The following is a 25,635-nucleotide window of genomic DNA, read 5'->3' on the forward strand; positions in this document are numbered from 1 at the left end:
GGCACGCGGGGGTCGGAGCACGAGCTGACCTGTGCCCCGACGACTGGAGTCGACATGAAGGATCACATCACCGTGGTGGGCAACGTCGGAGCGGACCCCGAGTTCCGCCGTCTGCCGGACGGCACCCCCGTCTCATCGCTGCGCCTGGCCAGCACCGAGCGCCGCTTCGATGCGAAGGCCGGCGCGTGGGTCGACGGCCCCACCAGCTGGTACCGCGTCTCGGTGTTCCGTACCCTCGGCGAACACGTCGCGGCCTCGGTTCGCAAGGGTCAGCGCGTCGTCGTCCACGGCACGCTGACGATCAAGCGATGGGAGGCGGGGGACAAGAGCGGCACGGATGCCGAGATCGATGCGGTCGCGGTGGGGCACGACCTCGCCTTCGGGACGACGGTCTTCACCCCGGAGGCGCGACCGAGGGTCGTGACCGTCGAGCGGGCGGAGGGGGAGCCGGCCGAGGATGCCTCCAGAGAGGACGAGTGGGCCGCGGAACCGGTCCCGACGCCGTTCTGACGAACGCACGGCCCGGAGGCAATCCGAAGGTTGCAGCCCCTAGACTCGCGCCCGTGCGTCGACAGCAACCCCTCCGGGCCACCCGCCTCGTCGTCGTCGCGGTGGCGACGACGTTCACAATCGCCGTCGCCGGCTGCGCACCTGCCGGTGACCCGGCACCTGCTGCGAGCGCCACCGCGTCCGCAGCGACCCCCGCCGCGTCGGCGCCGGTTGCCTCTCCCACTCCCACCGCCACCGCGAGCGGCGCCGACGGGCGCCTGGCGGACTTCCGAGCCACCGTGCAGTCGGTGTGGGACGACTCCCGGTCGGTCGCCGGTCGCGACTACGTCGACGCGCTCATCGCCGCGGGATTCGCGAAGGACGACATGCAGGTGACCTTCGATGAGACCTCCGTCGGCGATCCCGCCGACAGCATCCAATTCGCCGTCCGCGTGGCGGACGACTGCCTCATCGGTCAGGTGGGTCCTTCGGTCAGTCGCCCGACGGCGCTCGTCATGCCCGGCCTGTCTGATGGCACGTGCCTGTTGGGGGAGACCCGGCCGATCGACTGGTGAGAACCGGCGACGCGACCGCCGACGTGTCGCCCGGCCCGAGGCGTCCCGCGTAGACTTGGGCCGTTATGGCCGAATACATCTACTCCATGGTCCGCGCCCGCAAGGCGGTCGGCGAAAAGCTCATCCTCGACGACGTCACGATGGCGTTCCTGCCCGGCGCGAAGATCGGCATGGTCGGCCCGAACGGGGCCGGAAAGTCGACCATCCTCAAGATCATGGCGGGTCTCGACACCCCCTCCAACGGCGAGGCAAAGCTCTCGCCCGGCTTCTCGGTTGGCATCCTCATGCAGGAGCCCGAGCTCGACGAGTCGAAGACCGTGCTCGAGAACATCGAGGACGGCGTCGCGATCAAGCCCAAGCTCGACCGCTTCAACGAGATCTCTGCCTTGATGGCCGACCCCGACGCCGACTTCGACGCGCTGCTGGCCGAGATGGGCACGCTGCAGGAGGAGATCGACGCCGCAGACGGCTGGGACCTCGACTCGCAGCTCGGGCAGGCGATGGACGCACTGCGCACACCCCCGGCCGACGCCGCCGTCGGTCCGCTGTCCGGAGGTGAGAAGCGCCGCGTCGCACTCGCCAAGCTGCTGCTGCAGAAGCCTGACCTCCTGCTGCTCGACGAGCCCACCAACCACCTCGACGCCGAGAGCGTGCTCTGGCTCGAGCAACACCTGCAGGCGTACAAGGGTGCGGTCATCGCCATCACCCACGATCGGTACTTCCTCGACAACGTCGCGCAGTGGATCGCGGAGGTCGACCGAGGGCGCCTCATCGGCTACGAGGGCAACTACTCGACGTACCTGGAGAAGAAGGCCGAGCGCCTCGACATCCAGGGCAAGAAGGACGCCAAGCTCGCCAAGCGTCTGAAGGACGAGCTCGAATGGGTCCGCTCCAGCGCCAAGGGACGCCAGACGAAGTCGAAGGCCCGCCTGGCGCGCTACGAGGAGATGGCCGCCGAAGCGGACCGGACGCGGAAGCTGGACTTCGAAGAGATCACGATCCCGCCGGGGCCGCGCCTGGGCAGCGTCGTCATCGAGGCGAAGAAGCTGCAGAAGGGATTCGATTCCCGGTCCCTCATCGACGGGCTGAGCTTCAGCCTGCCGCCGAACGGCATCGTCGGCGTCATCGGCCCGAACGGCGTCGGCAAGACGACGCTGTTCAAGACGATCGTCGGCCTCGAACCCCTCGACGGCGGCGACCTCAAGATCGGCGAGACGGTCAAGATCAGCTACGTCGACCAGTCCCGCTCGAACATCGACCCGAACAAGACGCTGTGGGAGGTCGTCTCCGACGGTCTGGACATCATCACCGTCGGCAAGACCGAGATCCCCTCGCGCGCGTACGTGTCGAAGTTCGGCTTCAAGGGCCCGGACCAGCAGAAGAAGGCCGGCGTGCTCTCCGGCGGTGAGCGGAACCGCCTGAACCTCGCGCTCACCCTCAAGGAGGGCGGCAACCTGCTGCTCCTCGACGAGCCGACCAACGACCTCGACGTCGAGACCCTGTCCTCGCTCGAGAACGCGCTGCTGGAGTTCCCCGGCTGCGCCGTCGTCATCACCCACGACCGGTGGTTCCTCGACCGCATCGCCACGCACATCCTCGCGTACGAGGGCACCCCGGAGGACCCCGACAAGTGGTACTGGTTCGAGGGCAACTTCGAGGCGTACGAGGCCAACAAGGTCGAGCGACTGGGGGCCGACGCAGCGAACCCCGCCAAGTCGACCTATCGCAAGCTCACGCGTGACTGAGGTGCGGATCCGGGTCCCCATCCACCTGCGGTGGGGCGATCTGGACGCGTACAACCATGTGAACAACGCCTCGATGCTCAAACTCCTCGAGGAAGCACGGGTGCGCGCGTTCTGGATCCCCGGCGCCACCGAGCGCGCGGTGCCGACGGCCGTGATCGACGCCAGCCACGGGGCGGCGCAGCTGACCCTCATCGCCCGCCAGGAGATCGAGTACCTCGCGCCCGTCCCGTACCAGCGCGATCCGATCGACGTGCAGATGTGGTTCGGCAAGATCGGCGGTTCGAGCGCCGAGGTCCACTACGAGGTCTTCAGCCCTGAGACCGTCGAGCCGCGGGTCCTCTACGCCCGAGCCTCGACGGTCATCGTCCAGGTCGACGCCGTCTCCGGGCGGCCGATCCGGCTGACCCCGGAGACCCGCGCCGCCTGGGAGCCCTACCTCGGAGACCCGCTCCCACCACTCGGGCGACGCTGACCCGACGCCTCGGCCGGTGGCGCCCCCCTCAGTCCTGGGGAACGCGGATCATGATCTCCTGGGCGACGGATGCAACGAGCTGCCCGTCCCGCGAGAAGATGCGGCCCGTCGCGAGGCCGCGACCGCCCTGGGCGCTGGGGGACTGCTGCACGTAGAGCAGCCAGTCGTCCACCCGCGCCGGCCGGTGCCACCACATCGCGTGGTCGAGGCTCGCCACCTTCAGCCCGGGCGTCGACCACGAAGCGCCGTGCGCGCGCAGCACCGACTCCTGGATGGTGAGGTCGCTCATGTACGCCAGCGCAGCCCGATGCAGCCGGGCATCATCGGGCACTGCGCCGCGCGTGCGGACCCACACCGCCTGTCGGGGCACATGGGCGCCCTCGACGCTCGCGTAGATCGGAGCCTCGACGTGTCGTACATCGACGGGGCTCCTGTCGAAGTGCCGCCGACTCATCGGATGCAGCCCTTCGAGGACCGCCTGATCCGAGAGCGTCTCGGGATCGGGGATGTCGTGCGGCATCTCGTCCTGGTGCTCGAGGCCGGCGGCATCCGTCTCGAACGAGGCGATCATGGAGAAGATCGGGACGCCGTCCTGGTATGCCTGGGTGCGCCGCGTCGAGAACGAGCGGCCGTCGTGGATCCGGTCGACCGAGAAGGTCATGCCGCGGGTCGAATCGCCGGGCCGCAGGAAGTAGCCGTGCATCGAGTGCGCCGCACGGTCGTCGCCGACCGTCCGCTCCGCTGCGACGATCGCCTGCGCGAGGACCTGGCCGCCGAAGACGCGTCCGAGCGGCATCGACTGCGAGACGCCGGTGAAGATGTCCTCGGTCGTGCGCGCATCGCTCGAGGCGAGGTCGAGCACCGCGAGCAGCCCGTCGACGTGGCCGGCTTCACTCACTGCACCACTCCGCTCCGGGGCGCGTCGAGCCGCCCGCTCGATAGTCTAGGTGGGATGGCTCCCCAGCTCGTGTTCCCCGATCCGCGCTCGGCGGCCGACCTCCTCACCTTCGCCTCGCGTGTTGTGCGCCTCGGGGACCCGATCGTCCGGCTGCGTGCCGCGCAGGGCACGATGGCGGTCTCAGCGGCACCGTTGTCGCCCCGCGGCTTCGGGGATGACACACCCACCGTGCTCGCGATGCGCTTCCTGCGGAGCGATCCGGACCTGTCCTGCGATCTGGTCGTCGACGCGGGGACGCTTCGCGCCGATCCGGTCGGCGCCGACCGCATCATGCTGCCCGACAGCGGTGTGTCCGCGGCCTGGGCGGGCATCTCGCCGCCACGCTCGGGCTGGATGCCGGGGGCCGAGGTGCCGGAGGCCGCGCTCCGCGAGGTCGTCCGTCGTGGCGTCGCGGATGTCGCGGCCGCGCTGCCGGCCAGCCCGGGGGAGGACGTCGTCCGGACGGTCCGTTCGGCGGTCTGGGGCCGGCCGGAGGCGTCGCTGGACGGACTCATCGCTGGTGTGGCGTTCGCAGCCGATGCCCTCGGGTTCCTCACCGCCGACGGCGCGGGCGCGGCAGCCGTCCGGCGCAGCGGCACCTGGACCCGTGTCAGTCTGGAGCGCGGTCACGTGCTCGTGCGCGCCGGCAACCCGACCGGGTTGACCGCGGTCCGGACGACCGGCGGCCTCTGACCCTCAGCGCTCCGGGTGCAGCGGCAGCGTCGACCCCGCGGCGCCGCCCCGGGCGGGACCGATCCCCGTCGGCTCGAAGGTGTTGACCATGGCGTGCGCGGCCCGCTGGAGGTAGTCCCACAGGGTGGCCTCGTGCAGCGGCGGGACGCCGGACTCGTCGACGGCGATCCGCATCGCCCGCAGCCACCGGTCGCGCGCGTCCGGGTTCACGTGGAACGGCATGTGCCGCATCCGCAGCCGTGGGTGACCTCGCCGCTCGCTGTAGGTCGTCGGGCCGCCCCAGTACTGTTCCAGGAAGAGCGTCAGCCGCTCCGCCGCGGGACCGAGGTCTTCCTCGGGGTACATCGGCCGGAGCACGTCGTCCGACGCGACCTCACGATAGAAGACGTCCACCAGCCGGCGGAAGAAGTCGTGCCCGCCCACCTCGTCGTAGAAGCTCAGGGGCTCGCTCACGGCGTCCCCGTCCTCGGCGTCCCGCCGTCCGCGTCGGTCGGCCCCTCGTCGGCGGGCCGGGACTTCTTCTTCGGCCGCCACGTCAGCCGCGCCGCGGGACCTGCGACCGGTGCGACCGGCTGCGGCTTGGTCTTCGGCGGGTTCGCGCCTCGGATGCTCTGCACTGCCTCGGCGCCCTCGAGCTGCGGCGACGTGAGCTGCGGCACCGCCACCCCGATCGCATCCAGGGCGCGCTTGATCCGCAGCCGGAGAGCTCGGGCGACGTCATCCTTCGCATTCGGCCGCGTCTTCAGCACGAGGCGCAGGACCAGCGTCTCGCCGTCGATCGACTCGAGGCCCCACAGCTCGGGCTTCTCCACGATCCGCGTGCGCCACTTCGGCTCGCGGACGAGGTCCTTCGCAGCGGTCAGCATCGCGTCCTCCGCCGCGTCGATGTCGGTGTCGACGGGGACGCCGACGTCGACGACCACCCGCGACCAGCCCTGCGACATGTTCCCGATCCGGGTGATCTCGCCGTTGCGGACATACCAGAGGGTGCCGTTGACGTCGCGGACATGCGTCACGCGGACGCTGACGTACTCCACGATCCCCGTGGCCAGACCGAGGTCGACCACGTCGCCGATGCCGACCTGATCCTCCGCGACGATGAAGATGCCGTTCAGGACGTCCTTCACGATGTTCTGCGCACCGAAGCCGAGTCCCGCGCCGATGGCGGCGGACAGGAGGGCGAACGAGCCGAGGACGCCGGCGTTGATGATCGAGACGATCGTGAGGACGGTGACGATGACGATCGCGACGTTGACGATGTTCGTGAGGATCGCCCCGAGCGTCCGGGTGCGCTGGACGACGCGGACCTGCGCCAGCGGCGACATGTCGATCGCACGGGTGTCCTCGGCGGCTGCCCGCGACTTCGCACCGGTGACGATGCGGTCGACCACGCGTGCGATGAGTCGCCGCATCAGCCACGAGAGGGCGAGCGCGATGACGACGGTGACGGCGACCCAGAGGATGTTCCAGCCTGCCTGCACCAGGAATGTCAGGAAGCCGTCGCGGATGGTCTGCCAGTCCAGCGGATCGTTCGAGTTCATCGGATCGATTCTACCGAGACGGATGCCGCGGCCCTGGGTGTCCGCGGCGGCGTCACGCGACCCCCGGCTCGGCCAGGCCGTGGGCGATGAGGACGGCGTGCACCCGATCCCGGGCGGGGAGCTTCGCGAGGATCCGGCCCACGTGGGTCTTCACGGTGGACTCGCCGAGGAACAGGGTCCCGGCGATCTCGAGGTTGGTCATCCCGCGCGCCATCGCGTCCAGCACCTCGTGCTCGCGGGCGGTGAGCGCGTCCAGCCGCGCAGGCACCGGCGTGGGTCGACCCTCCGCCGTCACGAGCTCGATCATCCGCTTCGTGATGCGTGGTGCGAGGGTCGCTTCGCCGGCGGCGACGGCCCGGACCGCGTCCACGAGGTCGTCGCGCTCCGCATCCTTCAGGAGGAACCCGCCGGCGCCGGCGCGGAGGGCGCCGAACGCGTACTCGTCGAGGTCGAAGGTGGTGAGCACCAGCACGCGCGTCGCGGGGTGGTGACGCGCGATGCGCGCAGTGGCCTCGATCCCGTCGACCCCCGGCATCCTCACGTCCATCAGGACGACGTCTGGCGCGGTCTCGGCCACTCGCGTGACCGCCTCGGCCCCGTCCGCCGCCTCTCCGATCACCTCGATCCCGTCAGCCGCCTCGAGCACCATGCGGAAGCCGAGCCGGATGAGCGGCTGGTCGTCGGCGATCAGGACCCGGATGGGTGCGTCAGCGTTCATCGTCCTCGCTTCGTCGGGGTAGCCGTGCGCGGACCGCCCAGCCCCGTCGTTCTCCCGGGCCCGCGCTCACGCTGCCGCCGGCGAGTTCGACCCGCTCGCGCACGCCCTGCAGACCGAAGCCGGGGGAGTGAGACGGTGCCGTGACAGGACGGCCGTCGTCGACGACGGTCACGGTCACGCCGTCCTCCGAGTGCGTCACGTCGACGTCGATGCGGGTGGCCGCAACCGCATGTCGGATGACATTGGTCACCGCCTCCTGAACGATGCGCGACACCGCCAGCTGCGTCCCGGCCGGAGCGGTACTCGCGTCCCCGGTCACCGTCAGTCGGGTGTCGTACCCTGCGGCGCGCGCCGACGCCACCGTGTCCGCGGTCGAATCGCGGACGATCGGCGCGAATGGGACGGGCGACGCGTCGCGGAGCACGCCGAGGGTCGCCCGCATGTCGCGGAGAGCGTCCCGCCCTGTGGCGGCGATCGCCTCCGCGCCGGGACGGGTCCGGTCGACGTCCTGCGAGGCGGCGACCCCCTCGGCCAGCGCCACCATCACCGTCAGCGAGTGCGCCACGATGTCGTGCAGCTCACGGGCGATGCGCTCCCGCTCAGCGGCGGCGGCGAGCTGGGCCTGCTGGTCGCGCTCGACGAGGAGCCGCTGGGAGTGCGCGATCAGCGCCTCGACGTATCGCTTCCTGCCGCCGACGTTCGACCCGATGAGGCCGCCGATGAGCATGGTGATGCCCTCGCCGATGATGGAGTTCCAGGCGATGTCGGGACGGATGAGTCCGGCAGCTCCGAGCGAGCCCGCGATGAGGGCGAGGGTCGACAGTCCGAACCCCACGGCGAGGAGCCACGTGCGCGTCCCGCGGTAGACGGCGAGGGTGTACGTCGCGACGCCGAGCAGGGGACCGCCGAGGGACACCGGCGCGAGGAGGTAGCAGAGCGCCACCGCCATGGATGCCGCGAACACCGCGACGGGGAACCGTCGACGCACGAGCAGAGCGAAGCATCCCAGCACGACGACCGTCGCGATCACCGGCCAGGCCCGGTCCCAGTCCTCAGCGGCCGGCTGGGCGCCCTCCGGGAAGCGGCGGGCCACGATGACGGGTCCTGCGGAGATGACGAGGCAGACGCCCGCGATGAGGATGTCGGCGAACAGCGGGTGCCGCGACCAGAACCGTCGCAGCAGGCCCGGCGGACGCGGCAGCCGCGGCTCCGCCTCGGACGAGGAGGAGCCGCGGTCGCCGTTCGTCACGCCACGACCTTACGCGTCGCGCGAGCGCAGCACCGTCCAGCCGGCGAGCAGCGCGACCGCCGGCCAGGCGAGCATCGCCACGAGCGAGGGGACGAAGTCGTCGCTGCCGGTGTCGGTCGTCACGAGCGCGGACGCGTTGGACGGCAGCCAGCGACCGAGGTCCACCAGCCACTGCCACGACTCGCCGCCGATCATGAACAGGCTGACGACGATGGGGAGGACGAACAGGATCCCGACGGTCGCCGCGATCGCACCCGCGCCGTTCCGGATGAGGAACCCCCATCCGAGGCCCAGCAGCCCGAAGGTGACCATGGAGACGACGCTCAGCGCGAGCGGCCACCAGAACGCGGCGGCGTCGTCGACGGCGAACGCATCTGCACCGATGATCGGCAGGACCGCGACGGACGCGACGAGGATCGTCGCGATCGTGAGGACCGCCAGGACGAGGGAGACGACGACGGCCTTGGCGAGGAGCACGGCGCCCCGGCGCGGCTCGGCCGTCAGCGTCGAGCGGATCATGCCGGTCGAGTACTCACCGGTGATGGCCATCGCGCCGAGAATGCCGGCGACCAGCATCGTGAACTGGGTCGGGGCGACGATCGTCGTCACGGCGTTCATCCCGCCGCCGAAGCTCGATGAGGCGGCGGCGATGAGGATGGCGAGGCCGACGGCCAGCGCCGCAGTCACGCCGAGGGACCACCAGGTCGAGCGGAGTGTGAGGAGCTTGAGCGTCTCGCTGCGCACGAGCCGGGAGAACGACAGGTGGGCGGGACGGACCCCTGTGCCGGTCGCGGACGGGAGCGGGCGTGCGGTGTCGATGGTCGTGGTCATCGGCCGACCTCCTTCGTGTGGTACTCGACGGCGCCTTCGGTGAGGGCCAGGTAGGCGTCCTCGAGCGATCCGCTGCGGGGGGTCAGTTCGTGCAGTGCGATGCCGGCGTTCGCCGCCGTGTCGCCGATCGTCGACGCGGCGACTCCTGTCACCTCGAGCAGGCCCGACTCGACCGACGTCACCGTGACATCTGGACCGGCGAGCAGGGCTCCGAGCTCGTCCGCGCGCGGGGATCTGACCGCGACGGTCGTGCTCGTCCAGGCGCGGACGATCTCGTCGATGCCGGCATCCGCCAGGACCCGGCCCTTTCCGAGGACGATGACGTGGTCGGCGGTCTGCGCCATCTCGCTCATGAGGTGACTGGAGAGCAGCACCGTCCGCCCCTCGGCGGCCTGGGCGCGGACGAACTGACGGACCCAGCGGACGCCCTCGGGGTCGAGTCCGTTGACCGGCTCGTCGAGGATCAGGATGCGCGGGTCGCCGAGCAGAGCGGCAGCGATGCCGAGCCGCTGTCCCATGCCGAGCGAGAATCCGCCCGCGCGCTTGCCGGCGACGCTCTGGAGTCCGGTGATCTCGATGACCTCATCGACCCTCGACCGCGGGATGCCGTGGGTCGCGGCCATCGCGCGCAGGTGGTTCCGGGCACTCCGCCCCGTGTGGACCGCCTTCGCGTCGAGCAGGATCCCGACTTCGGTGAGCGGGGACCGCATCGCCCGGTACTCGCGGCCGTCGAGGGTCACCCGCCCGGCCGTCGGCCGATCGAGCCCCACGATCATGCGCATCGTGGTCGACTTCCCCGCGCCGTTCGGGCCGAGGAATCCGGTCACCTTGCCCGGCTGGACGGCGAAGTCGATCCCGTCGACGGCGGTCTTGTCTCCGTACCTCTTGGTGAGGCCTTCTGCAACGATCATGACTCCGACGCTACGGAGCCCGGCGGCCCCGCGCGTCCCCCGTGAGACCGATATGCGTGAGGGGGCGTCCTACCGTGGTACGACGCCCCCTCACGGATGCGGGACCTCAGTCCTGCTGGTCGCGGTCCTGGACCGAGAGTGCGCGCTCGACGCCCGCCAGGTTCTCGTTCACGAGCCGCCGCAGTGCCGCGGGAGCATCCTTGTGCTCCGCGAGCCACCGGCGCGTGGCGTCGCGCAGCGCGACGTCCGCGAGCGGTGCGGGGTAGAGCCCGACGATCAGATACTGGGCGATCTGATAGGTGCGCGACTCCCAGACCGGCAGCAGCATGGCGAAGTACGCATCGACGAACTCGCCCAGCACCGCCGTGCCGGCGGGGTGCACGAAGCCGGCGGCCACCGAGCGGACGACCGTGTTCGGCAGGTCGGCGCTGTCCACGAGCGACGCCCACGCCGCCCGCTTGGCGTCGATCGTCGGCAGCGCAGCGCGGGCCTGGGCGGCGAACTCGCCGCCCTTCGCGGTGTTGTCGGCCTCGAGCGCGGCGTCGATGTCCGACGCATCGACGACGCCGCCGGCAGCAAGGGAGACGAGCAGCGCCCAGGAGAGGTCCGCGTCCACGTCGAGACCCGGGAGGGTCGACTCGCCCGAGCGCAGCCGGGCGACGCGGTCCCACTGCGACGGCGTGGCGGCCGCGGATGCGAAGGCGGACACGAACTGCAGCTGGCTGTCGCTGCCCGGCTCGGCCGCCTGGGCCAGCTCCCACAGACCGTCCGCGACGCGTTCGCGGGCGGCGTCGCGGGAGCCCGGGGCGACGTACGAGTTCGCCGCGAGCTGCAGCTGCGCCAGCGTCGTGCGGACGGTGGTGGACTCGGTCTCGCTCGCGATGTTCTGGAGGACGAGGTCGAGGTACTCGCTGGCGGATGCCTCGGCGTCGCGCGTCTGGTCCCACGCCGCACCCCACACCAGCGACCGTGCGAGCGGGTCGCTGATGCTGCTGAGGTGCGCCGTGGCGGTGCGCAGCGACCGCTCGTCGAGCCGGATCTTCGCGTAGGCCAGGTCGTCGTCGTTGAGCAGCACGAGGTCGGGCTGACGGTGGCCCTTCAGCTCCGGGACCTCGGTGAGGTCGCCGTCGACGTCGAGCTCGACGTGATGGGTGCGCACCAATGCGTCGCCGTCGAGGGAGTAGAAGCCCACGCCGAGACGGTGGGGGCGGATGGTCGGGTAGTCCGCTGGGGCCGTCTGCACGATCGCGAAGCGCGTGATGACGCCGTCGCCGTCGGTCCGGATCTCGGGGGCGAGCGTGTTCACGCCCGCGGTCTCGAGCCACTTCTTCGACCACGACGTCAGCTCGCGACCGCTCGTGGCCTCGAGCTCGACCAGCAGGTCGCTCAGCTCGGTGTTGCCCCAGGCGTGCTTCTGGAAGTAGGCCGATACGCCACCGAAGAAGGCGTCGATGCCCACCCATGCGGCGAGCTGCTTCAGGACCGAGCCGCCCTTCGCGTACGTGATGCCGTCGAAGTTCACCTGGACGTCTTCGAGGTCGTTGATGGCGGCGAAGACGGGGTGGGTCGAGGGCAGCTGATCCTGGCGGTAGGCCCAGGTCTTCTCCATGGCGTTGAACGTCGTCCAGGCCTCGGTCCACTCCGTCGCCTCGGCGGTCGCGATCGTCGACGCCCACTCGGCGAACGACTCGTTCAGCCACAGGTCGTTCCACCACTTCATCGTGACGAGGTCGCCGAACCACATGTGCGCCAGCTCGTGCAGGATGGTGACGACGCGACGCTCCTTGACGGCGTCCGTCACCTTCGAGCGGAAGACGTAGGTCTCGGTGAACGTCACCGCTCCGGCGTTCTCCATCGCGCCCGCGTTGAACTCGGGCACGAAGAGCTGGTCGTACTTCTCGAAGGGGTAGGGGACGCCGAACTTGTCCTCGAAGTAGGCGAAGCCCTGCCGGGTCTTCTCGAAGATGTAGTCCGCGTCGAGGTACTGCCACAGGCTCTTCCGTGCGTAGACGCCCAGCGGGATGACACGGCCGTCGGCGCTCGTCAGCTCGGAGAACACCTGCTCGTAGGGGCCGGCGACGAGGGCGGTGATGTACGACGAGATGCGCGGGGTCGGCTCGAACGACCAGGTCGCGGAGCCGTCGCCGGCGAGCTGCGGTTCGGGCGTCGGGGAGTTGGAGACGACCTTCCACCTGCTCGGCGCAGTGACGGTGAAGCGGAACGTCGCCTTCAGGTCGGGCTGCTCGAAGACCGCGTACACGCGACGGGAGTCGGGGACCTCGAACTGCGAGTACAGGTAGACCTCGCCGTCGACCGGGTCGACGAAACGGTGCAGGCCCTCGCCGGTGTTCGTGTACTCGCAGTCGGCGACGATCGTCAGCTCGTTGTCGGCGGCGAGTCCGTCGAGTGCGATGCGCGAGTCGGCGAAGGCCGCCGCCGGATCGATCCGACGACCGTTGAGGGTGATCTCGCGCACCTCGCGCGCGATGAGGTCGATGAACGTCGCTGCGCCCTCGGTCGCCGTGAAGCGGACCGTGCTGCGCGACGCGAAGACCTCGTCGCCGGTGGTGAGATCGAGCGCGATGTCGTACGACTGCGTCTCGACGATCGCGCGGCGCTCCTGCGCTTCGATGCGGGTGAGGTTCTCTCCAGGCACGTGCGTGTCTCCCAGGGGTGAGGGTGGATGCCGCGGACGGGCGCTGCTGGCGCCGGTGGCAACCGGTCCAGCCTACGCCGACAGGCCGCCGGTACGGGGGAGCGTGCTCCCTAGAATCGTCACATGCGCATCCACATCGCGACCGATCACGCGGGCCTGGAGTTCTCCACCCGCCTGCAGCACCACCTCGCCGAAGCCGGCCACGACGTCGTGGACCACGGTCCGGTGGACTACGACCCGCTCGATGACTACCCGTCGTTCTGCATCCGCGCCGCCCAGGCGGTCGTCCGCGATCAGGCGGCCGGCGTCGAGACGCTCGGCGTCGTCTTCGGCGGATCGGGCAACGGCGAGCAGATCGCGGCGAACAAGGTGCGGGGCGTGCGTGCCGCCCTCGTCTGGAGCCTGGCCACCGCGGAGCTCGCCCGCGAGCACAACGATGCGAACGTGATCGCGATCGGCGCACGCCAGCACACCTTCGACGAGGCCGCCGGCTTCATCGACCGCTTCATCGCGACCCCGTTCTCGGGGGAGGAGCGTCACGCCCGCCGGATCGCGCAGCTCGCCGCCTACGAAACAGACGGATCGCTCGAGCCCGACCCGCGATCGGCGACGGCCGACGTCCTCGACGCGTCCGACACCTTCGATCCGGAAGCAGGCTGATGCCGGAGGGGCATTCCGTCCATCGCATCGCCCGGCAGTTCGATCGGAACTTCGTCGGGCGGCGGGTCGCGGCATCCAGTCCGCAGGGCCGGTTCGCCGATGGGGCGGCGGTCCTCGACGGAAGCGTCCCGACGCAGGTGCGAGCCGTCGGCAAGCAGATGTTCCTGGAGTTCGACGCCGATGTGTGGCTGCGCGTCCACCTCGGGATCTACGGTGCCTGGGACTTCGCGGGCGACGTGCTGCTCGATCCGACGATCGCCTCCGCGAACGGACGCATGGGCCAGACCAACCAGCGCGGTGTCGACCCCGTCTTCGACACCGCCGGGGAGAACTCGCTCTCATCGATCGGCGCTCCCAGGCGAGCGCGCGGGGCCGTGCGGATGAGCGAGCAGACGAAGGATCTCGCGGCGGCGGACGACCAGGAGTGGCCGCCGCCGATCGTGGGCCAGGTGCGGCTGCGTCTGCTCACGAATGCGACGTGCGCGGATCTTCGCGGACCGACGGCGTGCCAGCTCCAGACAGTCGACGAGATGCTCGCGACCGTAGCGTCGCTGGGCCCAGACCCCCTCGTCGACGACGTCGCGGAGGGGGAGGAGCGCTTTGTCGCCGCGGTCCGGAAGAAGCCGACGCCGATCGGTCAGCTGCTCATGGACCAGAAGGTGGTCAGCGGCATCGGCAACGTCTACCGCGCCGAGATGCTCTTCCGCGCGAACCTGAATCCGCACACGCCGGGACGCGACGTCCCCGAGGAGACCGTCCGAGCGCTGTGGCGTGACTGGGTGCGGCTCCTGGCGATCGGTGTGGAGACCGGCCAGATGATGACGATGGACGACCTCGACCCGGAGGCGTATCGGCGGGCGATGGCCCATCGCGACGACCGGCACTGGGTGTACCACCGCGCGGGTCTGCCGTGTCGCGTGTGCGGCACCGAGATCGTCCTCGAGGAGATGGCGACCCGCAAGCTCTACTGGTGCCCCAGGTGCCAGGCCTGACCGAGGGACACCGATGAGACAGAATCCGAGCTTCGCCTTCACGGACGTCGCCGAGATCAGGCGGGTCATCGACCGGCATCCGTGGGTCACGATCGTCAGCGACACCGACGGCGGACTCGTGGCCTCGCACTACGCGGTCCTCCTGGATGAGGAGCGCGACGACCTGACGATCGTCGGGCACGTCGGTCGTCCCGACGACCTGCTGCACGGACTGGGGGAGCGGGAGATCCTGGTCGTCGTGCAGGGGCCGCACGGCTACGTCTCGCCGGGCTGGTACGGCGACGGTCCCGGGGTCCCGACGTGGAACTTCGTCTCCGTGCACCTGCGCGGCGTCCCGGAGATCCTCCCGGCGGAGGACAACCTCGCGGTCCTCGAGCGACTCGTCGACCGCTTCGAGGACGGGATGCCGGAGCCCCGCCGCATGTGGCAGGCGCCGAACGATCCCGACTTCATCCGGCGCCTGGAGCGAGGGACCGTCGGCTTCCGCCTGACCCCGACGAACGTGACCGCGAAACGCAAGCTCAGTCAGAACAAGCCCGACGACGTGGTCGACACGATCATTGACCGGTTGGATGCCGGGGCGAGTCCGTATGCCGATCCCGCACTCGCTGCCGAGATGCGCCGCGCACACGACGCGATGCGCGCGGCCCGGGGGACCGGCGCGTGAGCGCCGCGCGCGGCGAGCGGGTCGGGGTCATCACCGGCGTGCGGCTCACCGGAGCGGGCCGGACGGACCCCTTCGGCGATGATCCGGTGGACGTGCATCTGCGGGACGGCATCATCGCCGACATCGCGCCGGCCGGCGCGCTCGCGACCCGCGGTCTCGTGATCGACGGGACGGGGGGTTGGCTCGTGCCCGGGCTCTGGGACCACCACGTCCACACGGTGCAGTGGGCCCTGGTGACCCAGCGGGTCGAGCTGGGCGACGTCGACAGTGCAGCGGAGGCGGCATCGGTCATGGGCGCCGCACCGATCCTGGCCGACGGGCGACGCATCGGCACCGGCTTCCGCGACGCGTTCTGGACGGACGAGCCGACTCGTGCGCTCCTCGACGCCGCCACCGGCGACGTGCCGACGTACCTCATCAACGCCGACGTCCACAGCGTGTGGCTCAATTCCGCCGCGTTCCGTCGCGAGTCCATGACCCCCACCGACGACGGGATCCTCCGTGAGGAGCCGGCATTCGAGGTCTCGCGCCGCCTCAACGACGTCGATCCCGCCGTCGCCGACCGCCTCGTGGCGGACGCCCTGCGGCGCGCCGCGGCGAAGGGCGTCACGGGCATCGTCGACCTCGACATGGCGTGGAACGCGGGCTCCTGGTCGCGGCGGCTGGATGCCGGCTTCGACGGCATGCGGGTGTCCTTCGGGGTCTATCCCGCGCTGCTCGATCGGACGATCGCCGAGGGTCTCGAGACGGGCGATGCCCTCGATCCCGCCGGGCTCGTCCGCATGGGATCGTTGAAGGCCATCACCGACGGCTCCCTCGGGACGCGCACCGCGGCATGCTCGCATCACTATCCCGGCGATCCGGCGAACTTCGGTGTGCTCACCGTTCCGCCGGACGACCTCCTCGACCTCATGACCCGGGCGACCGGGGCAGGACTGTCATGCGCGATCCACGCGATCGGCGACGTCGCGAACTCCCACGCGCTCGACGCCTTCGCCGTGTCGGGCGCGACGGGAACGATCGAGCACGCTCAGCTCGTGGCCCACGCGGACATCCCTCGATTCGCCCGACTGGGCGTCGCTGCGAGCGTGCAGCCCGAACACGCCGTCGACGATCGGGATCTCACCGATTCGGTGTGGGCGTCGCAGACCGCGCTGCCCTATCCGCTCCGCGCCCTGGCGGCATCCGGGGCCAACCTGCTGTTCGGATCCGACGCACCGGTCTCACCCCTCGACCCGTGGGCGGCGATGGCGGCTGCCGTGCACCGGACCCGCGACGGTCGAGAGCCGTGGCATCCGGATCAGGCGCTCGATGCCGCAACCGCACTGGCGGCATCGACCTCGGGCGGGTCGCACGCAGGCAGCGCCCTCGAGCCCGGCTCCACAGCCGACCTCGCGCTCATCGACCGCGATCCGCTGACCGCCGACGACCGCGCGCTCCGCGGCACGACGGTGGCGGCGACGCTGATCGCGGGCCGCCTCACCCACATCGCCGTCTGAGAGGACAGCTCATGACCGTGTCACGCGATGCATCCGTCGTCGCCCTCCCGGGCGCCGAGCCCGCCCTCGCCGCAGACGCGTTCGTCGCCGCCGGAGCCCGCGTGGTGGGCTCGGTCACCCTCGGGTCCGAATCCAGCGTCTGGTACAACGCGGTCCTCCGAGGCGACAGCGCCGACATCACGGTCGGCGCGCGCAGCAACGTGCAGGACAACGTCTCCGTCCATGTGGACGCGACGCACCCGGTCGAGATCGGCGAGGACGTCTCGATCGGGCACAACGCCGTCGTGCACGGCTGCCGGATCGGTGACGGCTCGTTGATCGGCATGGGCGCCGTCGTCCTCTCGGGCGCGGCCATCGGCGCAGGATGCCTCGTCGCCGGAGGAGCCGTCGTGCTCGAGGGCACCGTCGTGCCCGACGGGTCACTGGTCGCCGGCGTGCCGGCGAAGGTGCGGCGCGAGCTGACCGAGGACGAGCGCGCGGGGCTCCGCCGGAACGCCGAGGTGTACCTCGCGCACGCCGCGCGCCACGGCGGGGCATCCTCAGCCCCGGCATAGCCGGGCTCGCCTAGGCTTCGACGGTGCACGTGCGCCCGCTGCTCCCGCTCTGGCTCGCTCTTCCCGTCGCGGTCGCCGGTGGCGCGGTCCTCGACCTGGCGTATCCGGACGTCGGCATCTGGCCGCTCGCGTTCGTCGGCGTCGCGGTCTCGCTCGTCACGCTGATCGGACGATCGCTGTGGGGGTCGGTCGCCGTCGGCGCGGCCTTCGCAGCATCCTTCACCCTCATCCACATCGTGTGGATCACCCGGTACCTCGGTCCGATCCCGTGGTTCGGACTGGCCGGGGTCGAGACGGTGCTCAGCGCGGCGGGTGCCGTGCTCATCACGCTGTCCTACCGGTGGCTTCCGCGCCTGCTGCCGGGCGCATGGGCGCGCGTCATCGTGCTTCCCGCCCTGGTCGCCGCGGCGTGGACCGCACGCGAGCAGTTCCTCGGTTCGTGGCCCTACACCGGGTTCCCCTGGGGCCGGCTCGGGATGAGCCAGGCGGCGAGTCCGCTCGCCGAACTCGCGTCGTGGGTGGGGGTGAGCGGCCTGACCTTCGCGATGACGTTCGTCGTCGCGGCCGCGATCGAAGCGGTGCGCCTGCGGGTGTGGCGGCGGCTCCCGCTCGCGATCCCGGCCGTGACCGGCGCCCTGGTCCTTCTCCTCGTCCCGCAGTTCCCGACGACGGATGCGGGGACGATGCGCGTCGGCGCGGTCCAGGGCAACGGCCCGTCGGGCTACTTCGACCGGCGTGAGGCGTACGACGTCTACCGCGCCCAGCTCGAGGCATCCCGTCCCCTCTTCGGCCAGGACATCGATGTGCTGCTGTGGCCCGAAGGAGGGGTCGACGCGGACCCCCTGGGCAACGACTCGATCGCCGCGGCGCTTGATCAGCTCTCGCTCGACGTCGACGCCCCACTCATCGTGAACGCCGCCACCGAGCGCGGTGACCACGTGTACAACAGCTCGATGCTCTGGCAGGCCGGCGCGGAGAATCCGCTCGACATCCACGACAAGGCCAACCCCGTGCCGATGGGGGAGTACGTCCCCGACCGCTGGTTCTTCGAGGCGATCGTGCCCGACCTCATCGGGCTGATCCAGCGCGAGTACACCCCGGGGTCCAATCCGCCCTTCTTCGATGTGAACGGCGTCGGTGTGGGCTTGGCGATCTGCTTCGACGTCATCTACGACGACGTCATCTGGGATGGCGCGCAGGACGGCGCCGAGGTCTACATGTTCCAGACGAACAACGCCGACTTCCGAGGAACCGACGAGAACCTGCAGCAGCTGGGCTTCGCCCGCATGCGGGCGATCGAGACCGGACGCGCCGTCGTCAACATCTCGACCGTCGGCACCAGCCAGGTCATCGCCCCGGACGGCACGGTCATCGACGGGCTCGCGGCCGACACCGCCGGTCACCTGCTCGTGGACGTCCCGCTGCGCACCGGGCTCACGCCCGCCGTCATCATCGGCCCAGCGGTCCGGTGGATCCTCGGCTGGTCCGCCCTGCCGGCGCTGCTCGTCCTGGGTCTCCTGGTCCGCAGGCGCACGAAAGCGGCGCCGCCCGCGAAGGACGGCGCCGCTGAAGTGTGAGGGTCAGGCGCTCAGCTTGCCCGCGTCCTCGCCACGGCGAGCGCGGAGCAGGCCGAGGCGCTCCTCGAGGAGCTCCTCGAGCTCGGGGATGGTGCGGCGCTCCAGGAGCATGTCCCAGTGGGTACGGGCCGCCTTGTCACCGGAGTGGTCGACCTCGGCGACCGTGTCGCCGATCCGTCGAAGCGCCTCTGCGCCGCAGGTGCGGCACTCCCAGGCCTCGGGAACCTCTGCATCGGCAGCGAACGTCAGAACGGTCTCGCGCTCGCACTGCGTGCAGACGTAGGTGTGGTTGGTGCGCTCCACGAACACGACGCCTTCTTCGCTCTGTAGGCTCGAAGCGCCGAGTCGCATGCCGCGCAGGCTGCGATCTGCCATTGTGTGGTCCTCTCGTCGTCCTCAGGTATAACGAACCCACCTGTGCGGATCATCCGAGAAGACCTCAGGAGATGTGCTATTCACAGCCGATCTCCAGGGCCGCGGGTTATACGCCGCGATCCGAGACCACGGCCCGGGCGAGGTCGGCGCGATCGGTGACGATCCCGTCGACGCCCATACCGATGAGGCGTGTCATCGTCTCGACGTCGTTGACCGTCCACACGTGCACCTCGACGCCCGCCCGGTGCGCGGCGTCGATCAGCCGGGGTGAGACGATACGCAGCCCGCGGTGCCGTTCCGGGACCTGCAGCGCATCGAGGCCGGTGAGGTGTCTCGCCGCGAGCCGGGGGAGCCTCGCGGCGAGGGCCGCGACGACCCGGCCCAGTGTCCGCGATCCCGCCGACGTCGCCGGCGTCCCGCCTCGAGCCGCCGCAGCCGCGAGCGCCGCCTGACGCCGGTCGTCCGAGAAGCTCGTGAGCAACACGCGGTGCGCCTCGCGCGCGACGGCCTCACCGACGGCCTCAGCCGCGGCATCCGCCTTCACATCCAGATTGAATCGCGCGTCGGGGAACGCGTCGAGCACGTCGCGAAGGAGCGCGAGGCCACCGCGTGTCGACATGATCTCGACGAGCTCACGCGTCCGCACGTCGGCGACGAGTCTCGCGTCGCCGGTCACGCGGCGCAGGTCGTCGTCGTGGAACAGGACCACGTCGCCGTCCGCCGTCAGATGGCAGTCCGACTCGAGGTAGACGGTGCCGGCTGCGCGCCCCGCGGCGAGTGCAGCGACGGAGTTCTCGACGACGTGTTCGGAATCGGGCGGCACGAAGCCCCGGTGGGCGAGGGTGCGGGGTGTCTCCTCGCCGCGGAACCACGGGTGCGTCATGGAGCCGGCGTCGTCCCCTCGACGTGCTTGTCGCCGCCGAACGCCGTGCTGAAGGACTTCAGCGCGTCGGTGAACTCGCTGGGGATGATCCAGAGCTTGCTCGACGAGCTTTCGCTGATCTTCGGCAGCGTCTGCAGGTACTGGTAGGCGAGTAGCTTCTCGTCGGGGTTGCCCTTGTGGATGGCGTCGAACACCGACTGGATCGCTTCCGCCTCGCCCTGGGCACGCAGGACCGCGGCCTGCTTGTCGCCCTCCGCGCGGAGGATCTCCGCCTGGCGGCGGCCTTCGGCCTCGAGGATCTGCGACTGCTTGGAACCCTCGGCGGTGAGGATCGCGGCGCGGCGGTCCCGCTCGGCGCGCATCTGCTTCTCCATCGAGTCCTGGATCGACACGGGCGGGTCGATGGCCTTCAGCTCGACGCGTGAGACGCGGATGCCCCACTTGCCGGTCGCTTCATCGAGCACCACGCGAAGCTGCGTGTTGATGTTGTCCCGGCTGGTCAGCGCCTCCTCGAGGTTGAGGCCGCCGACGACGTTGCGGAGGTTGGTGGTGGTGAGCTGCTCGACGGCGCCGAGGTAGTTATTGATCTCGTACGTGGCCGCGCGGGCGTCGGTGACCTGGAAATAGACGACGGTGTCGATCGAGACGACGAGGTTGTCCTCGGTGATGACCGGCTGCGGCGGGAACGACACCACCTGCTCGCGCATGTCGACGAGCGGCAGCAGGCGGTCGATGAACGGGATCAGGATGTTCAGACCGGGGGAGAGCGTGCGCTGGTAGCGGCCGAGCCGTTCCACGACCCCCGAGTAGGCCTGCGGGATGATCCGGATCGCGCGGAACAGGACGACGACGACGAAGATCGCCACGACGACGAGGAGGACCACCACGAAGATCTGGCCGACGAAGGCGCCGACGTTCACGCTGAGGGGGAGGGTCATGCGGGGGTCCCTTCTTCGGGCGCGACCACGACGGTGGCGCCGCGGACGGCGGTGACGGTCACGCGTTGACCGGGTGCGACGGATGCGGAGGCGTCGGCGAGGCGGGCGGTCCAGGTCTCACCGTTGTCGAGCTTCACCGATCCGTCGCCATCGGTGAACGCGCCGACGACGCGCGCCGACATCCCGGTCAGAGCGTCGACGTTCGTGGGGATGTGCTGGCTGGAGCGGTGGAGCGCTCGCAGGAGCAGCGGGCGGATGGTGAACAGCAGCAGCGCCGAGACCGCCGCTGCGGCGAGCACCTGCAGCCACCACGTCCCGCCCAGGAGGTTCACCCCGAGCCCGCCGATGAGCGTCCCGGACGCGAGCATCAAGAACGTGAACTCCAGCGTGAGCAGTTCGATGATCACGAAGAGCACCGCGAGCACCAACCACGCGATCCACAGGTACTGGACGAGGTCCGGGAACATCATCGGCGGCTCCTTCCGTCACCGTCTCCTCGAACCATACAGGCCGGGGTCTCCGGCAGGACGGAACGGGCGTGATTGATAGGCTCGTCGATGCCCCGTCCGTCTCGCGCCATCCGCCGAGCACCTCGCAGGAGAGCCCCATGTCGCAGCCCCTTCCCGCCGCATCCCTGACCGGCAAGACCGCCCTGGTCACCGGATCCTCACGCGGCATCGGTGCCGACACCGCTCGCTACCTCGCACAGGCGGGCGCGAACGTCGTCATCAACTTCCGCAACAAGGCGCCCCGCGCGGAGAAGCTCGCGACGGAGCTGCGCGGGCTCGGTGTCGAGGTGCTCACCGTCGGTGCGGACCTGACGGATGCGGCATCCGTCGCCGAGATGTTCCGAGCGGTCCGGGAGCGCTTCGGATCCCTCGACATCCTCGTCCTCAACGCCTCTGGCGGAATGGAGGGCGGGATGGCGGAGGACTACGCCCTCACTCTCAACCGCGACGCGCAGGTCGGTGCCCTCGAGGCAGCACTGCCGTTGATCCCCGAAGGCGGACGAGTGGTCTTCGTCACGAGCCACCAGGCTCACTTCATCCACACGACCCCGACCATGCCGGAGTACGAACCCGTCGCGAGGTCGAAGCGTGCCGGTGAGGACGCACTCCGCGAGCGCATCCCGGCGCTCACCGAGCAGGGCGTCGAGTTCGTGGTCGTCTCCGGCGACATGATCGAGGGCACGATCACGGCGACGCTCCTCGAACGTGCGAACCCCGGCGCCATCGAGGCCCGCCGCGAGAGCGCGGGCAAGCTCTACAACGTGTCGGAGTTCGCCGCCGAGGTCGCTCGAGCGGCCCTCGAGCCGATCCCGGCCGACAACACACGCCTCATCGGCGACGTCAGCTCGTTCGAGGGCTGACGGTCAACCGGCCGCAGGGCCGAGCAGGATCACGACGAGGAACAGCACCGGGACGCATCCGATCGTCGTGACGAAGACGGTATCCCTCGCGAGGGTCTGACCCGTCGCGTACCGCTGCGCGTAGTTGAAGACGTTCTGTGCGGTCGGGAGCGCCGCCAGCACGGTCACGACGAGGATCTCGGCGGGGGAGAGGCGGAACGCGAATGCGGCGATCGCCCAGGCGATGAGCGGCATCGCGAAGAGCTTCAGGCCGCTCGCGAGGAGGATGTCGCGTCGCCGACCCGACGTTCCGAGCACGCGCTGCCCGTTGAGGGAGATGCCGTAGCTGATGAGCAGGACGGGGACGGCGGCGTTCGCGACCAGTTCCAGCGGATCGATGACGATTGCCGGGAGCGGGATGCCGGTCGCCGACACCACCGTGCCGAGCACCGAGCCGATGACGATCGGGTTCGACACCGTGCGACGGATGATCGGCCAGGGTCGCCGCCCGGTGGGGGAGGTCAGCGCCTCGAAGATCGCCATGGTGATCGGTGTGAGCACGAGCAGCTGGAACAGGATGACGGGGGCGGGGAACGCCGCACTGCCGAGCAGGTACAGCGAGAGCGGGATGCCGATGTTGTTCGAGTTCACCTGACCCGCGGACAGCGCACCGATGAGCACCTCTCCGGCGGGGCGCCGCCAGACGAACCGCGACACGACGGTGAAGAGGGCGAAGACCACGAATGCCGTGATGGCGGACACCGGGAGCAGTGCGGAGAACAGGGTCGCGACGTCTGCCTGCGAGAGCACGACGAAGAGGAGGAACGGGCTGAGGACGAAGAACGTCAGTCTGCTGAGGACCTGGCCGCCGGTCGGGCCGAGCAGGTCGATCCGCCCGATGATCCAGCCGACGAGGATCGCCACACCGATGACGACGAATCCCGTGAGCACCTCGAGCACGCTCCGAGCCTAGAACGACTGCCAGTGCTTGCTTCGCATCGGGGGAGTGACTATCGTTTTTCGAGAGATACCTATCGAATGGAGATCACGTGCATCCGATCACGATCATGGTCCTCCGCATCATCCTCGCCCTCTCGCTCGTCGGCTCGCTTGCGGTGCAGCTCCTCATCGTGCCGACCATCTGGGCGGATCTGGTCGATGCGCCGGCGGGCGTGCGAGTCGCCGCCGTGAGCATCATCGTCCTCTGGATCGTCTGCCTCCAGGTCGTGGCGCTGTGCATCTGGCGCCTCGTGTCGATGGCGGCGGCCGGCGCGGTCTTCACGTCACGCGCGTTCCGATTCGTCGACGTCGTCATCGGCGCGATCGCCGTCGCCGCTGTGCTGACGGCAGCCCTGGCGAGCATGCTGGTACCGGGTGAGGCCCCGCCGGGCGTCGTCGCCCTCGTGTTCGGGGCGGCATTGGCGACGGGCGGTGTGGCCCTCGTCGTCGTGGTCATGAAGTCGTTGCTGCGGAAGGCGATCGCCATGCGCACCGAGCTCGACGAGGTCGTCTGATGCCCATCGTCGTCGACATCGACGTCATGCTCGCGCGTCGGAAGATGTCTGTCGGCGAGCTGTCGACGCGTATCGGCATCACGCCCGCGAACCTCGCGGTGCTGAAGAACGGGCGCGCGAAGGCCGTGCGATTCACGACGCTCGATGCGCTGTGCGAAGCACTGGACTGCCAACCGGGCGACCTCCTGCGGTGGGAGCCGGGCGCGGACTGAACGTCCTCGCGCGCCCGCACGCCCGCGAGACAGCACGTGGGCGTCGAGACTGCGGCGTCACCCCGCTGTCTCGACGCGCGACTGCAGTTTCGCGGGATTGAGATGGAATGAGGGATATCCGATAATGCACATTATGTCAGGTCGCTGACGAGTGCCGTCCCCTGCTGCACGGTGGTCCACCCGTCGTCGTGCCGGGTGGACCACCGTGCGCGCGGCGCTCAGGCGTGCAGGTCGACGTCCTTCGGTTCCTTGATGAGCGAGACGCCGACGAGCGAGATGAGTGCGACGACCGCGATGTAGACGCCGATCGTCCAGGACATCCCGGTTGCGTTCAGCAGCGCCTCGGCGATCATCGGTGCGAACGCCCCACCCAGGATCGCCCCCAGTGCGTAGCCGATCGAGACGCCCGAGTAGCGCACGTTCGCCGGGAACAGCTCGGCGTACAGGGCGGCCTGCGGGCCGTAGGACAGTCCCAGCCCGAACGTCATCACGAAGAGTGCCACGAAGTACCAGAGGATGTTCGCGGTGTCGATGAGGAACCACATGGGCACTGCCCACAGCGCCAGGACGATGTAGCCGATCTGGAAGGTCCGGACCCTGCCCAGACGGTCCGAGAGCCGGCCGCCCCAGAGTGTGAACGCGAGCCAGCCGAACGATGCGAGCGCCGTGGCCAGCAGGACCGTGGGCCGATCCATCCCGAGCGCCGCCACCGCATAGGTCGAGAAGAAGGCGATGAGCAGGTACCCGGCCGCGTTGTTGCCGATGAACACGACCGCGGTCAGCGCGACCTCGCGCCAGTTCCCCCGGAACAGCTGGCCGAGCGGCGCGGACGACTCCTTGCGACGGCGCAGCAGGTCCTCGAAGACGGGGCTCTCCTCCACGGCGCGACGGATGATGTATCCGACGACGATGAGGACGATCGACAGCAGGAACGGCACTCGCCAGCCCCACGCCAGGAACGCCTCCGGCGTCATCGACGACGTGAGGATCCACAGCGTCCCCGTCGCGAGGATCATCCCGACTGGGACGCCGATCTGCGGGAAGGCACCGAAGAAGCCGCGGCGCCCCTTCGGCGCATGCTCGACGGACAGGAGCGCGGCACCGCCCCACTCCCCTCCCGCCGAGAACCCCTGCAGGATGCGCAGGGTGATGAGGAGGATCGGCGCGGCGATGCCGATCGCCTCGTAGGTCGGGAGCACACCGATCAGAGAGGTCGAGACGCCCATCATGATGAGGGTGAAGACGAGGAGCTTCTTGCGCCCGATCCGGTCGCCCAGCCACCCGGCCACGACGGCGCCCAGCGGTCGGAACAGGAACGAGATGCCGATCGTCGCGAACGAGAGCACCTGTGCAGCGCCGGGGTTCGACTCGGCCAGCGGGGCGAGGAACAGCGGCGCGAGGACGAGCCCCGCCGCCTGCGCATAGATGAAGAAGTCGTACCACTCGATCGACGTGCCGACGAGGGTGCCGGCGAGCACCCTTCGTTCTTCTCGTGTCGTGGCGGCCCCCGTGCGGGGCCGAGCGGACGTATCGGTTGCCATGTGAACTCCATCGTTCGAGGTGACGTACGGGACGGGCCCTCCCGCGGGGACGTGTGAA

The 25,635-nt window shown here is 69.9% G+C and carries 28 protein-coding genes; 14 read left to right on the top strand and 14 right to left on the bottom strand.

The features are described from left to right. Positions 1 to 54 precede the first annotated feature (54 nt). From KZX17_RS11745 to KZX17_RS11760, 4 genes are all read left to right on the top strand, one after another. On the top strand, positions 55 to 510 hold the full coding sequence (locus tag KZX17_RS11745; RefSeq protein WP_248173670.1) for a single-stranded DNA-binding protein: 456 nt from the start codon (positions 55 to 57) through the stop codon (positions 508 to 510). 53 nt (positions 511 to 563) lie between these two features. Beyond that, entirely contained in the window at positions 564 to 1,064 is a 501-nt protein-coding gene (locus KZX17_RS11750; protein WP_248173674.1) for a hypothetical protein, read from the top strand. 65 nt (positions 1,065 to 1,129) lie between these two features. After that, positions 1,130 to 2,809 carry an energy-dependent translational throttle protein EttA gene (gene ettA / locus KZX17_RS11755; RefSeq protein WP_248173677.1) on the top strand — a complete coding sequence of 560 codons (1,680 nt, stop codon included), beginning with the start codon at positions 1,130 to 1,132 and terminating at the stop codon, positions 2,807 to 2,809. Beyond that, a complete protein-coding gene (locus KZX17_RS11760) occupies positions 2,802 to 3,281 on the top strand; it encodes a thioesterase family protein (RefSeq protein ID WP_248173682.1) in 480 nt (159 codons plus the stop codon). The genes ettA and KZX17_RS11760 overlap by 8 nt, the downstream gene beginning before the upstream one ends. 28 nt (positions 3,282 to 3,309) lie before the next feature. Here the strand turns inward: KZX17_RS11760 and KZX17_RS11765 are convergent, their stop codons facing one another. Beyond that, positions 3,310 to 4,179, bottom strand: a complete 870-nt coding sequence (locus KZX17_RS11765) for an acyl-CoA thioesterase II (protein ID WP_248173685.1) — start codon at positions 4,177 to 4,179, stop codon at positions 3,310 to 3,312. Between the two features lie 54 nt (positions 4,180 to 4,233). Between KZX17_RS11765 and KZX17_RS11770 the strand changes: the two genes are divergently transcribed. Next, positions 4,234 to 4,911 (top strand): hypothetical protein, encoded by a 678-nt coding sequence (locus KZX17_RS11770; RefSeq protein ID WP_248173688.1) that lies wholly within the window; start codon positions 4,234 to 4,236, stop codon positions 4,909 to 4,911. A 3-nt stretch (positions 4,912 to 4,914) separates the two neighbouring features. On the opposite strand, the gene KZX17_RS11775 is transcribed toward KZX17_RS11770, so the two are convergent. From KZX17_RS11775 to pepN, 7 genes are all read right to left on the bottom strand, one after another. After that, the gene (locus KZX17_RS11775; protein ID WP_248173691.1) at positions 4,915 to 5,364 is read right to left on the bottom strand and encodes a globin; all 450 of its coding nucleotides are present in this window, start codon (positions 5,362 to 5,364) and stop codon (positions 4,915 to 4,917) included. Then, positions 5,361 to 6,452, bottom strand: coding sequence for a mechanosensitive ion channel family protein (locus KZX17_RS11780; protein WP_248173693.1), 1,092 nt, complete (start codon positions 6,450 to 6,452; stop codon positions 5,361 to 5,363). Before KZX17_RS11780 ends, KZX17_RS11775 begins: the two co-directional genes overlap by 4 nt. A gap of 52 nt (positions 6,453 to 6,504) precedes the next feature. After that, positions 6,505 to 7,170, bottom strand: coding sequence for a response regulator transcription factor (locus KZX17_RS11785; protein WP_248173695.1), 666 nt, complete (start codon positions 7,168 to 7,170; stop codon positions 6,505 to 6,507). Then, positions 7,160 to 8,419, bottom strand: a complete 1,260-nt coding sequence (locus KZX17_RS11790; protein WP_248173696.1) for a histidine kinase — start codon at positions 8,417 to 8,419, stop codon at positions 7,160 to 7,162. Before KZX17_RS11790 ends, KZX17_RS11785 begins: the two co-directional genes overlap by 11 nt. Positions 8,420 to 8,428: 9 nt before the next feature. After that, positions 8,429 to 9,250 carry an ABC transporter permease subunit gene (locus tag KZX17_RS11795; RefSeq protein WP_248173698.1) on the bottom strand — a complete coding sequence of 274 codons (822 nt, stop codon included), beginning with the start codon at positions 9,248 to 9,250 and terminating at the stop codon, positions 8,429 to 8,431. Then, on the bottom strand, positions 9,247 to 10,161 hold the full coding sequence (locus tag KZX17_RS11800) for an ABC transporter ATP-binding protein (protein WP_248173700.1): 915 nt from the start codon (positions 10,159 to 10,161) through the stop codon (positions 9,247 to 9,249). Before KZX17_RS11800 ends, KZX17_RS11795 begins: the two co-directional genes overlap by 4 nt. Before the next feature lie 106 nt (positions 10,162 to 10,267). Beyond that, entirely contained in the window at positions 10,268 to 12,817 is a 2,550-nt protein-coding gene (gene pepN / locus KZX17_RS11805; RefSeq protein ID WP_248173702.1) for an aminopeptidase N, read from the bottom strand. Between the two features lie 123 nt (positions 12,818 to 12,940). On the opposite strand from pepN, the gene KZX17_RS11810 reads away from it, so the two are divergent. From KZX17_RS11810 to lnt, 6 genes are read left to right on the top strand one after another with little or no spacing between them, the layout of a single operon-like run. Next, complete coding sequence (locus tag KZX17_RS11810; RefSeq protein ID WP_248173704.1) at positions 12,941 to 13,477, top strand: ribose-5-phosphate isomerase; 537 nt, start codon at positions 12,941 to 12,943, stop codon at positions 13,475 to 13,477. Next, positions 13,477 to 14,469: an Fpg/Nei family DNA glycosylase gene (locus KZX17_RS11815; RefSeq protein WP_248173706.1), complete on the top strand. Its 993-nt coding sequence runs from the start codon at positions 13,477 to 13,479 to the stop codon at positions 14,467 to 14,469. The genes KZX17_RS11810 and KZX17_RS11815 overlap by 1 nt, the downstream gene beginning before the upstream one ends. A 13-nt stretch (positions 14,470 to 14,482) precedes the next feature. Beyond that, entirely contained in the window at positions 14,483 to 15,136 is a 654-nt protein-coding gene (locus tag KZX17_RS11820; protein WP_248173709.1) for an FMN-binding negative transcriptional regulator, read from the top strand. Further along, entirely contained in the window at positions 15,133 to 16,635 is a 1,503-nt protein-coding gene (locus KZX17_RS11825; RefSeq protein ID WP_248173712.1) for an amidohydrolase family protein, read from the top strand. Before KZX17_RS11820 ends, KZX17_RS11825 begins: the two co-directional genes overlap by 4 nt. An 11-nt stretch (positions 16,636 to 16,646) precedes the next feature. Then, a complete protein-coding gene (locus KZX17_RS11830) occupies positions 16,647 to 17,189 on the top strand; it encodes a gamma carbonic anhydrase family protein (protein ID WP_248173715.1) in 543 nt (180 codons plus the stop codon). 23 nt (positions 17,190 to 17,212) lie between these two features. Then, positions 17,213 to 18,766: an apolipoprotein N-acyltransferase gene (gene lnt / locus KZX17_RS11835; protein WP_248173718.1), complete on the top strand. Its 1,554-nt coding sequence runs from the start codon at positions 17,213 to 17,215 to the stop codon at positions 18,764 to 18,766. Between the two features lie 3 nt (positions 18,767 to 18,769). On the opposite strand, the gene KZX17_RS11840 is transcribed toward lnt, so the two are convergent. The 4 genes from KZX17_RS11840 to KZX17_RS11855 form a co-directional block, all read right to left on the bottom strand. After that, on the bottom strand, positions 18,770 to 19,141 hold the full coding sequence (locus KZX17_RS11840) for an RNA polymerase-binding protein RbpA (RefSeq protein ID WP_248173721.1): 372 nt from the start codon (positions 19,139 to 19,141) through the stop codon (positions 18,770 to 18,772). A 106-nt stretch (positions 19,142 to 19,247) separates the two neighbouring features. Next, a complete protein-coding gene (locus tag KZX17_RS11845; RefSeq protein WP_248173724.1) occupies positions 19,248 to 20,024 on the bottom strand; it encodes a glycerophosphodiester phosphodiesterase family protein in 777 nt (258 codons plus the stop codon). Then, positions 20,021 to 20,962 (bottom strand): SPFH domain-containing protein, encoded by a 942-nt coding sequence (locus tag KZX17_RS11850; RefSeq protein WP_248173727.1) that lies wholly within the window; start codon positions 20,960 to 20,962, stop codon positions 20,021 to 20,023. Before KZX17_RS11850 ends, KZX17_RS11845 begins: the two co-directional genes overlap by 4 nt. Continuing rightward, positions 20,959 to 21,432, bottom strand: a complete 474-nt coding sequence (locus KZX17_RS11855) for an NfeD family protein (protein ID WP_248173730.1) — start codon at positions 21,430 to 21,432, stop codon at positions 20,959 to 20,961. Before KZX17_RS11855 ends, KZX17_RS11850 begins: the two co-directional genes overlap by 4 nt. Positions 21,433 to 21,569: 137 nt before the next feature. Between KZX17_RS11855 and KZX17_RS11860 the strand changes: the two genes are divergently transcribed. Then, positions 21,570 to 22,331 carry an SDR family oxidoreductase gene (locus tag KZX17_RS11860; RefSeq protein WP_248173733.1) on the top strand — a complete coding sequence of 254 codons (762 nt, stop codon included), beginning with the start codon at positions 21,570 to 21,572 and terminating at the stop codon, positions 22,329 to 22,331. A gap of 3 nt (positions 22,332 to 22,334) precedes the next feature. Here KZX17_RS11860 and KZX17_RS15215 read toward each other — a convergent pair whose 3' ends face one another. After that, positions 22,335 to 23,270 carry an AEC family transporter gene (locus KZX17_RS15215; protein ID WP_248173747.1) on the bottom strand — a complete coding sequence of 312 codons (936 nt, stop codon included), beginning with the start codon at positions 23,268 to 23,270 and terminating at the stop codon, positions 22,335 to 22,337. A gap of 107 nt (positions 23,271 to 23,377) precedes the next feature. Here KZX17_RS15215 and KZX17_RS11870 point away from each other — a divergent pair, with 107 nt between their 5' ends. Further along, positions 23,378 to 23,824, top strand: coding sequence for a DUF2975 domain-containing protein (locus KZX17_RS11870; RefSeq protein ID WP_282443629.1), 447 nt, complete (start codon positions 23,378 to 23,380; stop codon positions 23,822 to 23,824). Next, positions 23,824 to 24,036: a helix-turn-helix transcriptional regulator gene (locus KZX17_RS11875; protein ID WP_248173751.1), complete on the top strand. Its 213-nt coding sequence runs from the start codon at positions 23,824 to 23,826 to the stop codon at positions 24,034 to 24,036. Before KZX17_RS11870 ends, KZX17_RS11875 begins: the two co-directional genes overlap by 1 nt. Positions 24,037 to 24,254: 218 nt before the next feature. On the opposite strand, the gene KZX17_RS11880 is transcribed toward KZX17_RS11875, so the two are convergent. Then, positions 24,255 to 25,577: an MFS transporter gene (locus KZX17_RS11880; RefSeq protein ID WP_248173754.1), complete on the bottom strand. Its 1,323-nt coding sequence runs from the start codon at positions 25,575 to 25,577 to the stop codon at positions 24,255 to 24,257. Between the last annotated feature and the right edge of the window lie 58 nt (positions 25,578 to 25,635).

This window comes from Microbacterium sp. EYE_78, assembly GCF_023149035.1.
GTDB lineage: Bacteria > Actinomycetota > Actinomycetes > Actinomycetales > Microbacteriaceae > Microbacterium.

Coding starts and splice junctions, on each gene's coding strand:
- KZX17_RS11830 (WP_248173715.1), top strand. CDS start 16,647: ATGACCGTGTCACGCGATGCATCCGTCGTCGCCCTCCCGGGCGCCGAG.
- KZX17_RS11855 (WP_248173730.1), bottom strand. CDS start 21,432: ATGATGTTCCCGGACCTCGTCCAGTACCTGTGGATCGCGTGGTTGGTG.
- KZX17_RS11880 (WP_248173754.1), bottom strand. CDS start 25,577: ATGGCAACCGATACGTCCGCTCGGCCCCGCACGGGGGCCGCCACGACA.
- KZX17_RS11850 (WP_248173727.1), bottom strand. CDS start 20,962: ATGACCCTCCCCCTCAGCGTGAACGTCGGCGCCTTCGTCGGCCAGATC.
- KZX17_RS11870 (WP_282443629.1), top strand. CDS start 23,378: ATGGTCCTCCGCATCATCCTCGCCCTCTCGCTCGTCGGCTCGCTTGCG.
- KZX17_RS11815 (WP_248173706.1), top strand. CDS start 13,477: ATGCCGGAGGGGCATTCCGTCCATCGCATCGCCCGGCAGTTCGATCGG.
- KZX17_RS11820 (WP_248173709.1), top strand. CDS start 14,483: ATGAGACAGAATCCGAGCTTCGCCTTCACGGACGTCGCCGAGATCAGG.
- KZX17_RS11840 (WP_248173721.1), bottom strand. CDS start 19,141: ATGGCAGATCGCAGCCTGCGCGGCATGCGACTCGGCGCTTCGAGCCTA.
- KZX17_RS11745 (WP_248173670.1), top strand. CDS start 55: ATGAAGGATCACATCACCGTGGTGGGCAACGTCGGAGCGGACCCCGAG.
- KZX17_RS11780 (WP_248173693.1), bottom strand. CDS start 6,452: ATGAACTCGAACGATCCGCTGGACTGGCAGACCATCCGCGACGGCTTC.
- ettA (WP_248173677.1), top strand. CDS start 1,130: ATGGCCGAATACATCTACTCCATGGTCCGCGCCCGCAAGGCGGTCGGC.
- KZX17_RS11795 (WP_248173698.1), bottom strand. CDS start 9,250: ATGACCACGACCATCGACACCGCACGCCCGCTCCCGTCCGCGACCGGC.
- KZX17_RS11800 (WP_248173700.1), bottom strand. CDS start 10,161: ATGATCGTTGCAGAAGGCCTCACCAAGAGGTACGGAGACAAGACCGCC.
- KZX17_RS11770 (WP_248173688.1), top strand. CDS start 4,234: ATGGCTCCCCAGCTCGTGTTCCCCGATCCGCGCTCGGCGGCCGACCTC.
- KZX17_RS11785 (WP_248173695.1), bottom strand. CDS start 7,170: ATGAACGCTGACGCACCCATCCGGGTCCTGATCGCCGACGACCAGCCG.
- KZX17_RS11810 (WP_248173704.1), top strand. CDS start 12,941: ATGCGCATCCACATCGCGACCGATCACGCGGGCCTGGAGTTCTCCACC.
- KZX17_RS11875 (WP_248173751.1), top strand. CDS start 23,824: ATGCCCATCGTCGTCGACATCGACGTCATGCTCGCGCGTCGGAAGATG.
- KZX17_RS11845 (WP_248173724.1), bottom strand. CDS start 20,024: ATGACGCACCCGTGGTTCCGCGGCGAGGAGACACCCCGCACCCTCGCC.
- KZX17_RS11860 (WP_248173733.1), top strand. CDS start 21,570: ATGTCGCAGCCCCTTCCCGCCGCATCCCTGACCGGCAAGACCGCCCTG.